The sequence below is a fragment of the Adhaeretor mobilis genome (assembly GCF_007741515.1).
Taxonomy (GTDB): domain Bacteria; phylum Planctomycetota; class Planctomycetia; order Pirellulales; family Lacipirellulaceae; genus Adhaeretor; species Adhaeretor mobilis.
In genome coordinates this window covers 3,253,120-3,265,804 of record NZ_CP036263.1, presented here as the reverse complement: position 1 = coordinate 3,265,804, position 12,685 = coordinate 3,253,120, and the positions used below count along the sequence as shown (strand labels likewise).

Genomic DNA, 12,685 nt, shown 5'->3' with positions numbered 1-12,685 from the left:
CATACCCAGCGAGCGAGTGCCTATCGGTAGGTTTGGGAAGGTCCAGGTGGTGTGCCACTTTGGCAAGCCGCCACGGCCCAGTATAATGGTTGCACCAATGATACTCCGCCTTCGGCCAGCTCGTTAGACGGAAACAGGCAACACTTTGCAGCATCAACTGGCATATTTGCGGCAATAACCAAAGCGACAGAAATATGGCAACCGACACTCTCCCCGAAGATTCCGAGCAACTGGTAGATGCTGCTTCTGCTACAGATTCCGCTACAGCAGGTGCGTCCTCCGCTGCCGAGCGCCACTTGGAATGGCCCGAAACTACCAAGAATCCAATCCAAGTGCGCTGGCGCTATGCGATTGGCATTCCGCTGGTCCACGTCCTTGCCTGCCTAGCGTTTGTGCCTTGGCTGTTTAGCTGGACAGGTGTTGTGCTGGCGGTACTTGGGCTCTACGTATTCGGTACTCTCGGCATCAACCTCTGTTATCATCGCTTGCTTACGCATCAGGGACTAGTAGTACCCAAATGGTTTGAACATTCGCTGGCAATCCTCGGCGTCTGCACTTTGCAGGACACGCCTGCCTGCTGGGTGGCCATGCATCGCATTCATCACAAGCATTCCGACGAACAGCCCGATCCGCATAGTCCGCTAGTGAATTTTCTCTGGGGACACTGCGGTTGGCTGATGTTCACCAACCGAGAGTTCAAAAATCTAACTAAGTACGAACGCTACGCCCGCGACTTGCTGCGCGACCCGTTCTATCTGAAGCTGGAACGCAACGAGAATTGGTTGTTGGTCTATCTGGCTTCGATCGCTGCCTTCTTCCTCGCCGGTTTTGCCATCGGTTGGCCGACGGGCGGTTCCGCTATGGCGGGTGTGCAGTTCGGTGCAAGCTTGGCAGTGTGGGGAGTGTTTGTGCGGACGGTTCTCACGTGGCACATCACTTGGTCGGTAAACTCAGTGACTCACGTATGGGGCTATCGCAACTATGATACGGACGACAATAGCCGCAACAACATATTGGTAGGTCTCTGGAGCAACGGCGAAGGCTGGCACAACAACCACCACGCCGACCAACGTGCAGCAGCTCACGGCCACAAGTGGTGGGAATTTGATGTGACTTGGATCACCATCAAAACGCTAGAGAAGTTCGGCCTCGTTAAGAACGTCGTCCGGCCGCGAATCTGGGCACCGAATAAATCGTCAACCCAAACCAGTTAATAAGAAAAACCGCCGTCGCGAATGAACGCAACGGCGGTCGGTTGATCCTCTTGCGGCTTAGCGGTCACAACTGAGCGGACTACCAGCCGTTGGGCTGGTTAGGAAACGACTGTTACATTTTCTGCACATGGACCTTTGGGCCCCGTACCTTCATTGTATTCGACCAATTGCCCTTCGGTGAGGCTGTCGTACGATGCGCCTTCGAGCTGGGAATGGTGGAAGAAAATGTCTCCGCCTTCGCCTTCGATGAATCCAAAACCTTTGTCTGTGAGCTTCTTGATTGTACCTTGTGGCATTTTGCCGGTCCTCGTTTTGCGGGATGGAACTACTACCTGCAGTCTATCGGAGAACGAGCAGAAATGTCCAGCAGTTTTACAAAAGCACTACAACAGCAGCATCCCAAGCGTAGCAGCTCCCTATTTGCAAAGGCTGCGAGGCTCTGGTTTGGCAAGAAAAGCGACTATTCCCAGGAAAGTTGGCCAGTTGTCGTGGCAAGGGAATCTCGAACTTTGCCAATCGATTCGACGGTTTCTGAGACGTCGGCAATCTCCCAAGGCAGGATTTCCACGCCGCCAGAAGCGCTGATTAGCCACTTTTTACCCTTTTTCACAAAGCTGGCTTTGCTGGAAGTCTGGCGAGGGGTTGGGAAGTGGGCTGGCTCGAGATTTGCCATTAGGTAGGGCGTCTCAAGACCTGCCTGCTCGAAGAGTTGATGCTTTTCTATGAGGGCACCGATGACCGCAAGATCCATGACGTTGCGGAGCTGGCCAAAAGCTGAATCATGGGTGGCCAATTCCCCGAACTTAGCCGTCATCGAGTCCGCCCACTTTTGAGCAATCGGATGAGCTTTGCCACTGTGCAGCTTCTTGCCTGAAGCGTCAATGAAGTCCTGTTCCGTCATGCATTGTACGCCCGGTCCACGCAATTGCCATGTGAGGCCGTCAGCAGTCTGACCAAGTGGCTGATAGTTGGGAGCAAGCCACCAACGTGGCATCATGCTGCTTGCTCCGGCGGATCCCGCTTTAAGCATTTCTAGGAAACTCGGCATACCGCCAACAGGGGCAGGCTCGAAGTTCATGGCGAGCCGTTTCATCCGAAAGTCGGCGGCGACCATCGCTCGAGCGAAGTGTGTGTTTGAAGAGATGCCTGTCACGCTGATTGTCTGTGGCCCGAGGGCTTCTTCGATGCGTCGCATGGTTTGTTCAGGATCACCGATGTTCCGCATACTTCGCGCCATGGCTTGCCAGCGTTGCAGACCCTCAGGTGTTGGATCAATTGAGCAGGTGATTGACTCGACACGTGAAGCGGGGCCACTTCGCAAAGCGATTAGAAGATCGTCCAACAACAACACGGGGCGATTCGTCGTGGAACCCACTAGGTTTCCCAGCTTGTCGATTTTCCAACCCTCAGCAGGACCTGCGAGCACTATATCATTGCGCTCCGGGTACACGATGACGTATTCCACACGCTGCAAACCGGCCAAGAATAGAACCGATTCCGCAAGTGGAGTTTTGTCAGCCTGGGCTTTGGCGATTTCCGCCTCAAGTTGGCGAAGTGAGACAGCTCGTAGTTCAGTGAATTGCTCTAGTTCAGCAGGCACGGCCACGCGCGCTTGTTTACGAATTGCGGATAGATCTTGCTCATCCTGAACTGTGGGAGCCGATAGGACACCGTCCACGTCAATAGCTACGCCACCTACTGAGCGCTGTTGGAAGCCGAACTGGGCAGAACACGGGTGGCAAAAGTTTGCGACCAGTAGGCCAGCCACGACGAGGGCATATTTGCGATACAGACTACGCATGGTTCGGTACTTCTCCAGTTCAAAAACTCAGCAATCTTCTGCTAACCGAGTGTCGGCAGCGATTGTCAAAAAATGTTCCGTGTATGAGAGATTGGACAGAACGAGCTCGCAAAAGCGATGCCTCAGGATGTCCAGGAGGACGCTCTGTTCTGAAAAAACCCCTATCCCGAGAATAGTTGCTAAGTACTTGGGATTCAACACTTTTGGCGACTTCCTGGGCCCTCAATGAGATAAGGAGTGTGTCACCTGCGCAATCCGGGTAACCCATCCCTGTCAGGTTGAGCAGGGTAGGTGCTCAGTATTTGCCAGCCGCAGGGCCTTCTGGCGGAAACTGTGCTACAAATCGGCAGAACAAAGGCGAAAACAAGCCCGCGGGAGTGTATTATATTGATACACTCATTTCCGTCTTTCGCTCACACATGAGTCATCTCCGCCTGTTTAGGGCACTGACAAGGCACTGTAATCACTCGAAATTCATGTCCACCGCCTACATAATCCTCCGCGAAGGCTCCGAATGGGCAGACGTAATCCGTCTGGTCCCCGGGGAGTCACTCACTATCGGGCGGGCTCCTACGAACACAGTCGTCGTGAAAGACGAACGCTGTAGCCGCAATCACGCCGAAATATTCCTCGCAGGCGGAGACTGGCAGCTGCGGGATCTCGAGAGTCGGAACGGCACGACGGTTGCCGGAGAGCGTGTTTCAGGCGATCGAAAGCTTGATCCGGGCGAGTTGATACAGATCGGCAATTCGCAGATGGCGTTTGTACACGATCTATCGCAGGCGTTTCCTGAAACGAGCACCATACTCAGGTCCTCAAAATCCGTTGCTCCTGATGGCAATGGCCAGTCGATCATCCCAGGGCCCGATGACGAAAGCGTCTTCGATCCGTTTGAGCCCGCAACAATCACACATCGCAAAGTTCAGAGCAGCTTGCTCGATGCACCTGAGCAAGCAGAAGGAGACGAGTCCAGCGGTAAGCTGGGACGTGCGGCCGCTAAGCTTTGCCGATTGGCTTTTGACTTGGCAAAAAGTACCGATGTGGTCTCGCTTGCCAACCATTCTTTGGAAGGACTATTTGAAGGAACCCAAGTTGATGCGGGAGCAATACTACTCCGTCAACGCGACGCTTCGGGATTGCGACAGAGCGAGGAAATCGAAGTGGTTGCCTCTCGCAGCGATAGCGATCATTCCTACCACCGGCTATCGCCGTTCCTCGCGTCCACGGTGATGCGCGAGGGCCAAGCTGTGATGGCACGCAACGTCATGGACGATAGCCAACTAGGTAATAGAGATAGCCGCGGGGAGATCCTTGCGACTAGTGTCATCTGTGCACCGATTCGTATGGAAGAAGCCGTGCTAGGAATGGTGCATCTCTACACCACGAGCACAGAAAACTCGACGGATCCGGATGATCTTGAATTCACACTTGCGGTTGCAGATACCGTGGGAGTTGCGCTGGAGAACCTCAACAAGAGACAACTACTGGCTGAGAATCTCAACCAAATCCAAACGGAGAATGTTCAGCTCCGCGAACAACTGGGCGTGGAAAGCGAGATTGTAGGCTCCAGTGATGTGATGAAACGTGTGGCACAGCAGATTGGTCGAGCAGCACCCAGTCGGGCAACGGTGCTTATTCGCGGTGAGAGCGGCGTCGGTAAGGAATTGGTGGCACGGGCCGTGCATTTTTCTAGTCCGCGTGCCAAGGGCCCCTTTGTTTGTCTCAACTGCGCGGCATTGTCGGAATCGCTGCTCGAGAGCGAACTTTTTGGACACGAGCGGGGAGCCTTCACCGGAGCGACCGATCGGAAGTTCGGCAAGTTTGAGCAGTCCGATAAGGGCACACTCATGCTGGACGAAATTGGCGAAATGAGCCCTTCGATTCAAGCAAAGTTTTTGCGAGTGCTCGAAGGTCATCCGTTTGAGCGGGTCGGCGGTACGGAGGCGATTAACGTTGATGTTCGCGTCATCGCAGCTACTAATCGCGACCTTGAAAAAGAAGTTTCGGAAGGCGGTTTTCGACGGGACCTCTATTTCCGTTTACATGTTCTGGAAATTATCGTGCCTGGCTTGCGGAAACGCCCAGAGGACATTCCCGAGTTGGCAGAATTCTTTCTGCGGAAATTCAATGAGGAGACCGGCCGCAAGCTACAAGGCTTTACGCCGCGAGCCATGGAGGAACTGCTCCGCTATCGCTGGCCGGGCAATGTGCGGGAGCTGAAGAACGTGATCGAACGTGCCGTAGTGCTCGCCCCTGGCGAGTATGTTGATCATGAAGACTTAGTTCTATCGCATCTAAAGACCGTCGGCGATACCGAGGTTGGTAGCCCTGAGCAACGACACGTGGGCTACGAGCCGGCGTCGCTCGCCGATATCGAGAAGAACCACATCCGCCGCACGCTCAAAGCGACCAATTGGAACAAGAGCAAGGCGGCAAGCATTTTGGGAATCGAGCGATCGACACTTGACCGGAAGATCAAACGTTACGAACTCACTAAGGAACGGCCTCAGATGTAAGGGGCTGAGGTCACCTAGAGCGAGGTCTTCAGCCCTAGCCCTGCACAAGCCGTGGGACTGGAAGCGTGAGAGAAATACTAAACTCCACGGCTCGCGCCGGGGGCTAGTGAAGTTTATGGTGGCTCAGCGTTTGTTGCCCTACTCGTCAGCGGCACGTTGCCACGGCGTGATTGTTGGCTCGTATGCACAAATCTCGTCTTCCGCGAAGTAAAGGGCAATCTCGCGAGTGGCCGATTCGCTGCCGTCCGACCCGTGGACCAAGTTCATCTGGCGGCTCGAGCTGAAGTCGCCACGAATCGTACCAGGTGCCGCTTGCAGGCCGTTGGTTGCGCCAAGCATTTCGCGAACCACGCCAATGGCGTCCAAGCCTTCCAGCACGGCGGCGACGACGGGGCCGCCAGTGACAAACTCCTCCAGAGTCGGGTACCAACCTTTCTCGACGTGTTCCGCATAGTGCTGCTTTGCCAAGTCGGGCGTAATGCGAAGCATCTTCATGGCGATCACGTTGAGCCCCTTATCTTCAAAACGGGCTAGCACGCGGCCAGCAAGGCGGCGTTGGACACAGTCGGGCTTCAGGAGGATAAAGGTGCGTTCCATGGGGGGGTCTTATAGCTAGGTTGACTTGATAGGGCGGGAAACAAAGCGGAAATTCTAAAGGGAGAAGGCGGATGGGGGAAGGCGGAGGTGCGATAAATTCCGCCTTCCTCCCTCCCTCATCCGCATTCGTGTATCATTCGGTTTCCAATATTCTCGTGACTCATCTTAGGTGCGATTCCCATGGCAATTCTCGGCGCCCACATGTCTATCGCTGGTGGCTACTACAAAGCCGTCGATGCTGCCAAGAAGGCCGGCTGCGACTGCGTGCAGTTATTCACCAAGAACAACAATCAGTGGCGGGCGAAGCCTATCAGCGAGGAGGACGTCACCCGCTTTCAAGACGCCCTTAGCGTTCACGGCATTACGCATCCGATTGCTCACAATTCCTATCTCATCAATCTGGGCAGTCCCAAGGATGAACTGTGGAAGAAGTCGATTGACTCAATGGTGATCGAAGTGCAGCGGGCTGACATGCTGGGCATTCCGCATGTGGTGGCTCATCCGGGGTCGTTTACGACCAGTACGGAGGCAAAGGGGCTCAAACGCATCGTGCGGGGACTCAACGAAGTCCACAAGCAAACGCCCAAGGCGGTTACGAAGATTCTGCTGGAAACAACAGCCGGCCAGGGAACCAACTTGGGCTGCCAGTTCGAGCATTTGGCGAGTATTCTCGACAACGTGAAACACCCTGATCGGCTGGGAGTGTGCTGGGATACGTGCCACGTGTTTGCTGCCGGGTATGCGAGCAGTACGGAGAAAGAATACAAGGCGACGATGCGGGATTTCAACAAGCTAGTTGGCGTGAAACAGATCAGAGCGTTTCACTTCAACGATAGCCTCAAGCCCTTTGGGTCTCGCGTCGACCGCCATGCTGGCATTGGGCGTGGCGAAATGGGCTTAGAACCGTTTCGTTTTTTGCTAAACGACCGCCGATTCCGTAAGATACCGATGTACCTGGAAACGCCCAAAGGTGAGGAGAAGGGGCGGGATCTGGATGTGATTAACTTGAAGAAGCTGCGAAGCCTCATCAAGAAGTAGTAGAACGGAATCAGCCCAGGATATTATTAGCCCGCGGTTGCTTCTGTAATCCGATACAAGACCTGACGCCGGCGCGTTGCGGCCGATGTTTGCGATTCCATCCTCGTGTAATTAGGGCCAAGCATGAGCACCCTCACCGTTACCAAGCACATCAACGCGCCGCCGGAGGTGGTGTTCGACCTCATGACGGACATTCCCCACCACGCAGAAAACATCAGCGCCATCGAGCGTATCGAAATGCTCACCGACGGCCCGGTGGGAGTGGGCACGCGCTTCCGCGAAACGCGCATCATGTTCGGCAAAGAAACCACCGAGGAAATGGAAGTCACCGGTTTCCAAACGCCGAAGCGATTCACTCTGGAAAGCGATTCCTGCGGCTGCCACTACACGGTGCTCCACGAGTTGACTCCCGAGAAAGCCGGCACACTAGTAAAGATGGAGTTCCACATGCAGCCGAAGACGTTCTTTGCGAAGCTGTTCTCGCCGCTTGGCAAGCTTATGGAGGGGAAGATTCGCTCGTTGTTGGATACTGATTTGGAGGAGTTGAAGGAGCGAGCTGAAGGAGCGAGCTGAGGCGGCGCAAGAGACGGCCTAGCTCACACTATCCGCTAAACTCGGAATCTACATCGCCTGAGGCTACGCTGAACTGATGGTTTGCAAGCACTTAAAACACCTTGAGGTGGCAATCATTGACGCTGGATTTACGGAGACCTTTCGTGGAAAGGCATGGTCAAAGAATTGCCGAGAATGGGTGTACTTTGACTGCCTGCTGGATAGCTCGGTGATTCGTGAATCCTTTGACCTTGCTCCTTGTGTAAGGCATCGCGTGAATGACGATCCTAAAAACGGGCGTGAATCTGGCTTTGTTTGCGCAACCTGCAATGATGCTGTTATGGGCTTAAACCCCGTCGATGCGTATGGCAAGAAGAAGTTTCCTCGTACAGAGTCTTAGGCGTTTCCACTTTGTTGGTGCCAACTTGTCCACGTCCTATCACTCCGGTATCTCCCGCCCGTGGGGATCACCCGCTGACGCGTCGAGTTCTTCTTCCAGCTTGCCGCGGATGCGTTCGTCGATGAAGTGTTCCACACGGTGAGCCGGTTCGTGAATGTGGTCGAGTGGTAGCCCCAGATACTCCACTAGGTACGTTTCCCACAGCCGGTGGGAGCGCACCAGCTTACGAGCGGCAGTTCTGCCCTTCTTGGTGAGTTGCACGGCGTTGTTCTCTAAACGGATCCTGCCGCGTCGCTGCAGCATTTTTGCGGCAACTAGCGGCAACCAGCCACCGCCGAGGGCTTCGCGGGCGGCAGCGGGCGTGAGGGGCTGGGCTGCTTCAAGTTCCTCTACACGATACAGCATGGCGAGTAGATCTTCTTTCACCACTCGCAGCGAGAGTTGGATATTCTTCCACAGTGTAGTGAGTAAACCGTGACGCGGTGAGAACACAACGGCCAAGGCGTAAAGAGCGCCTGCCACCACAGTCATCATGGCCGCGTAGTTCGTGTTGCGGTATTCGGCGATCACATAACCCAAGAAGGATGAAAGCACCGCAACGGCTGCTGCAACAATGACCATTGGAGCTAGCCGATCGGACAGTTGATGTGCCGTAGCTGCGGGCACGATCAACATGGCAACCACGAGGATTGAACCCACCGCTTCGAACGAGGCCACCGTCGTCAGGGCAACCAGGGCCATGAGCACGTAATGCAACAACGTTGCCGAGAAGCCCATCGTGGTCGCGAGCGCCGGGTCGAATGAGCTGACTTTCCATTCTTTCCAGAGTAGTGAGAGAACGCCTATGTTCAGAAGCAGCACTGGGGCAATGGTGAGCACGGCCAGTGGGATTTCTCGGCCGGCGATCTCTCTCGTGAAAAACGGCGTAAGCCCGAGGGCCCCTTCGTACACGCAGGCGATGTCGAAATGGACACCGGTGACAAATTTCTTGATGATGATTACGCCAAGGGCAAACATGGAAGTAAACACGACTCCCATGCTGGCGTCGCTGGGTACGCGTGCATACTGGTGGAGCGTTTGCGTGAGGAACGTAGTGAGCAGTCCCGCGGCTATAGCCCCAATAAATAATGGAACGATGCTGTACGACTGCGTCATGGCAAACGCCACGGCCAGCCCAGCCAATACTGAATGACTCAGCGCATCGCCCATCATGCTCATGCGGCGCAGGACCAGAAAGCAGCCCACCAGTGCGCACGCCGTGTTGGTGAGGGCGCCGATTGCAATGATCCACAGCCCGTCGGCGTGCCAGAGTTCGCTAGCCATGAGAAGCGTACTCATCGCGGGCCTCCTGACGAACCATGCTCGCCGTCTCCGGCCAATGCGTGTGGAGATTCTGGGAGTGCATCCAAGCCTGTTGGCAATCGCCCCTGCTCCTTCAGCTTTGTTTCTAATTCTAAGAGTAGAGACTCGGGTAGCATATGCTCGACATGGTCGGCTGCTTTATCTGCCTGACGCGGCGCTACGCCGGCGTATTCCAGCATGTAGAGCTCCCACATGCGATGTGTCTTAGTAACTTCTGCCGCGCGGCGCACGCCCAGCGGCGTGAGTGTAATGGCGTCGTCGGTTTCGTAGAGCAACTCGTTTGCTTCGCACCGATCCAACAGCCATTTGAGCAGCCACGGCCGCCAGTGACGATATTGTTGGAGGGTTGCTAGTTTCACGGGCGGAATTTCCGGCAGTTGCGTCTCGACGATCTCGTAGAGCGAACGCAGCATGTGTTCACGGGCGATACGGATGCGAAGTTGGCTCTCTCCCCACAAGCGCGACACGATGCCGCGTTGCGGTGCGAAGAGCAGCGATAGGTAAAAGATACTCGCCGCCACCAACACAATAGCAGGCCCGGCTGGCAAGCCACGTCCCAGCCAGGTTCCAAGTACTCCAGCTGCAACGCCAAACATACTGGCCAGCAGCACCATCGTGTGCAGCCGATTGGTCCAGAGGCGAGCCGTCGCTGCGGGGAGGATAATCATGGCGGCCATAAGAATGACGCCAACAATCGGCAGCCCCACGATGGTTACCACAGCCACCGCTGCCATCATGACGTAATCGAGCCAGGCAATTGGCCAACCTTGCGAGAGGGCGAAGTCTGAATCGAAGGAGACAAGTTTGAATTCTTTGAACAAGGCGAACACTAGCAGCAAAACGACCACGGCAATTGCTGCGAGTGTGATCAGGTCGCTCGTGAGCATGTTACCCGGCTCGCCAAAGATGTAAGAATCAAGGCCCGATTGGTTGCCCGTGTGTTCACTGTGCTGAATGTCGGTGAGCAGCACGATGCCCAATCCAAAGAACGTGCTGAGCATAATCCCAATCGCTGCATCCTCTTTGGTTCGTGTCCAGCGAACGACGACCGTCATCATCGCGATCGCGATGAGGCCACTAATCAATGCACCGACCGAGAGGCCAATCATGCTGCGCGTGCCAAGCACCATGAACGCTACGCACACGCCCGGTAGTGCGGTATGGGCGAGCATGTCGCCCACTAGAGAACGCTTGCGCAACACGGCAAAGGTGCCGGCCACACCCGCCATTCCGCCGAGCAGAGCGGTGCCAAGCATCACTTTGTAGTAGAGCGAGAGGCCGATCATCGTATGGAGTCGCCCTGCCGCATGGCCTCGGCTGCTTCGTCGAGAATCGTGAGCCGTCCGCCGTAGGTTTTCTGCAAGTTGTCGTTCGTAAAGGTCGTTTCTACAGGTCCGCAGGCGATGAGCCGCATGTTCAGCAGAATCACGTGATCAAAGTAATCCCGCACGGTTTGCAAGTCATGATGGACTACGAACACGGTCTTGCCGTCTGAGCGCAAAGTTTGCATCAGCTCGACAATGGCGGACTCGGTGGCTGCATCGACACCGGCAAACGGCTCGTCGAGGAAATAAACCTGTGCATCCTCAGCCAGTGCTCTCGCAAGAAAGACACGTTGTTGCTGCCCACCGGACAGTTGGCGGATTTGCCGCTTGGCGAGTGGCAACATACCGACTTGCTCCAGACAACGATCAGCGGTCTCGCGTTCAGATTTGCCAGGTCGACGGAACCAGCCGAGTTTTCCGTAAGTACCCATGAGCACTACATCGCGTACCGAGACGGGGAAATCCCAATCGACCGATTCACGCTGCGGCACGTAACCCACGAGGTGTCGTTGCTCGTTGTAAGGTTTGCCGTAGATTTCCACCTTGCCGCTGGCCAACGGCGTGAGGCCGAGCGCGGCCTTGATGAGCGTAGTCTTGCCTGCGCCGTTGGGGCCGACGATGCCCACGAGCTTGCCTTCGGGAACTTGCAGATCAATATCCCACAGCACAGGACGGCGCTGGTAGGCGACCGTCATGTCGTGGATTTCAACGGCGGGAACGCTCATAGGCTTTCAAAGCGGCTTGCAAGGGGGCCAGTGTCATTGGGAGCTGGGACGCAAGCTTTAGCCTAATCTAAACTTCACTTCTCCGACAGTGCGGGCTCCCTGAACAATGCCGTGATGATGGTCGTGACGTTGTGGCGAATCATGCCCGCGTAGGTCTCTGCGTCGGTGCTAGGCTTGCCGAGAACGTCGGCATAGAGCGTTGCATCAGGGACCTGCAAATCGTGTCCGGCTGCACGGCATGGCTCGACCAGGGCTCGTACCGTACGGGGGGCAATGGCCGACTCGACAAAAACGGCTGGCACGTTCCGCTTGATGATCATCGCCTGAATCACTTCCTGGTGGTGCAAGTCTTTTTCCAACTCGGAACTGATTCCTTTGAGTCCGAATACTTCAAAACCGTACGCAGCACCAAAGTACTCAAATGCGTCGTGGGCGGTCACTAAGACACGCTGATCCGTTGGGAGCTTTTCAACCTCAGACTTCACCCAGGCATCGAGCTCGGAAAGTTCATTGCGATAGGTCTTTGCGTTTTTCTTATATTCCTCAGCGTGAGAAGGATCGTAGATGGCTAATTCTTCGGCAATATCTTCTACGCATTGCGACCACAGAGACACATCGTGCCACACGTGAGGATCGTACACTCCCTCGAACTCAGGAGGCTTCCGAAGCCGCGGATCTTTCCGCGTTGAGAGGCCACTAGTGACTGCGTAGGTAAGCTTGCGACGAGCCATTTGCTCAAACAGGTCGGTCATGCGACCTTCAAGATGTAACCCGCTATAGAAAATGGCTTCGGCGTTGCGCAATGCCCTTGTGTCTTCAGCGACCGGTTTGAACAAATGCGGGTCGATGCCCGGCCCCATGAGTTGAGTCACTTCGACATGCTCGCCCCCCACGCGGCGGACCATCTCAGCGACTTGGCCAATGGTGCTGAGTGCCTTGATGGGGTACTCACCCTGATAAGTGTGAGCAACGGCCGGGGAGGAGTGATCGTGTGCATCTGATTTGGTGTCGGTTGCATCCTTTGCACCTCCGCACCCAGCGCTGGCGGTTAAAAGCAGAGTTAGAGTGACAATCCAACTTAGTGAGTTGCTGTACATGGTGGGCGCTATCATACTGTTGGGTGATCCAGTGATTTGCGAAGTATCGCAGTTGCGA

General features: G+C 55.4%; 11 protein-coding genes. 4 read left to right on the top strand and 7 right to left on the bottom strand.

The genetic code is table 11. From position 1 onward, the window contains the following. Nucleotides 1-194 precede the first annotated feature (194 nt). Nucleotides 195-1,214 carry an acyl-CoA desaturase gene (locus HG15A2_RS12895; protein ID WP_145060626.1) on the top strand — a complete coding sequence of 340 codons (1,020 nt, stop codon included), beginning with the start codon at nucleotides 195-197 and terminating at the stop codon, nucleotides 1,212-1,214. A 98-nt stretch (nucleotides 1,215-1,312) separates the two neighbouring features. Here HG15A2_RS12895 and HG15A2_RS12890 read toward each other — a convergent pair whose 3' ends face one another. Together HG15A2_RS12890 and HG15A2_RS12885 are read right to left on the bottom strand one after the other, a co-directional pair. After that, nucleotides 1,313-1,510 (bottom strand): cold-shock protein, encoded by a 198-nt coding sequence (locus HG15A2_RS12890; RefSeq protein ID WP_145060625.1) that lies wholly within the window; start codon nucleotides 1,508-1,510, stop codon nucleotides 1,313-1,315. A 164-nt stretch (nucleotides 1,511-1,674) separates the two neighbouring features. Further along, complete coding sequence (locus HG15A2_RS12885) at nucleotides 1,675-3,015, bottom strand: DUF1598 domain-containing protein (protein ID WP_145060624.1); 1,341 nt, start codon at nucleotides 3,013-3,015, stop codon at nucleotides 1,675-1,677. Nucleotides 3,016-3,491: 476 nt separating this feature from the next. Between HG15A2_RS12885 and HG15A2_RS12880 the strand changes: the two genes are divergently transcribed. After that, nucleotides 3,492-5,531, top strand: a complete 2,040-nt coding sequence (locus HG15A2_RS12880) for a sigma 54-interacting transcriptional regulator (protein ID WP_145060623.1) — start codon at nucleotides 3,492-3,494, stop codon at nucleotides 5,529-5,531. A gap of 138 nt (nucleotides 5,532-5,669) precedes the next feature. Here HG15A2_RS12880 and ndk read toward each other — a convergent pair whose 3' ends face one another. Further along, on the bottom strand, nucleotides 5,670-6,128 hold the full coding sequence (ndk, locus tag HG15A2_RS12875) for a nucleoside-diphosphate kinase (protein ID WP_145060622.1): 459 nt from the start codon (nucleotides 6,126-6,128) through the stop codon (nucleotides 5,670-5,672). Between the two features lie 180 nt (nucleotides 6,129-6,308). Between ndk and HG15A2_RS12870 the strand changes: the two genes are divergently transcribed. Further along, a complete protein-coding gene (locus tag HG15A2_RS12870) occupies nucleotides 6,309-7,166 on the top strand; it encodes a deoxyribonuclease IV (RefSeq protein WP_145060621.1) in 858 nt (285 codons plus the stop codon). A gap of 123 nt (nucleotides 7,167-7,289) precedes the next feature. Continuing rightward, nucleotides 7,290-7,739, top strand: a complete 450-nt coding sequence (locus HG15A2_RS12865; protein ID WP_145060620.1) for an SRPBCC family protein — start codon at nucleotides 7,290-7,292, stop codon at nucleotides 7,737-7,739. 418 nt (nucleotides 7,740-8,157) lie between these two features. Here the strand turns inward: HG15A2_RS12865 and HG15A2_RS12860 are convergent, their stop codons facing one another. The 4 genes from HG15A2_RS12860 to HG15A2_RS12845 form a co-directional block, all read right to left on the bottom strand. Beyond that, nucleotides 8,158-9,456, bottom strand: coding sequence for a metal ABC transporter permease (locus tag HG15A2_RS12860; RefSeq protein WP_145060619.1), 1,299 nt, complete (start codon nucleotides 9,454-9,456; stop codon nucleotides 8,158-8,160). Further along, a complete protein-coding gene (locus HG15A2_RS12855; RefSeq protein ID WP_145060618.1) occupies nucleotides 9,453-10,766 on the bottom strand; it encodes a metal ABC transporter permease in 1,314 nt (437 codons plus the stop codon). Before HG15A2_RS12855 ends, HG15A2_RS12860 begins: the two co-directional genes overlap by 4 nt. Beyond that, nucleotides 10,763-11,530, bottom strand: coding sequence for a metal ABC transporter ATP-binding protein (locus tag HG15A2_RS12850; RefSeq protein WP_145060617.1), 768 nt, complete (start codon nucleotides 11,528-11,530; stop codon nucleotides 10,763-10,765). Before HG15A2_RS12850 ends, HG15A2_RS12855 begins: the two co-directional genes overlap by 4 nt. Before the next feature lie 74 nt (nucleotides 11,531-11,604). Then, a complete protein-coding gene (locus HG15A2_RS12845; RefSeq protein ID WP_218931937.1) occupies nucleotides 11,605-12,627 on the bottom strand; it encodes a metal ABC transporter solute-binding protein, Zn/Mn family in 1,023 nt (340 codons plus the stop codon). Between the last annotated feature and the right edge of the window lie 58 nt (nucleotides 12,628-12,685).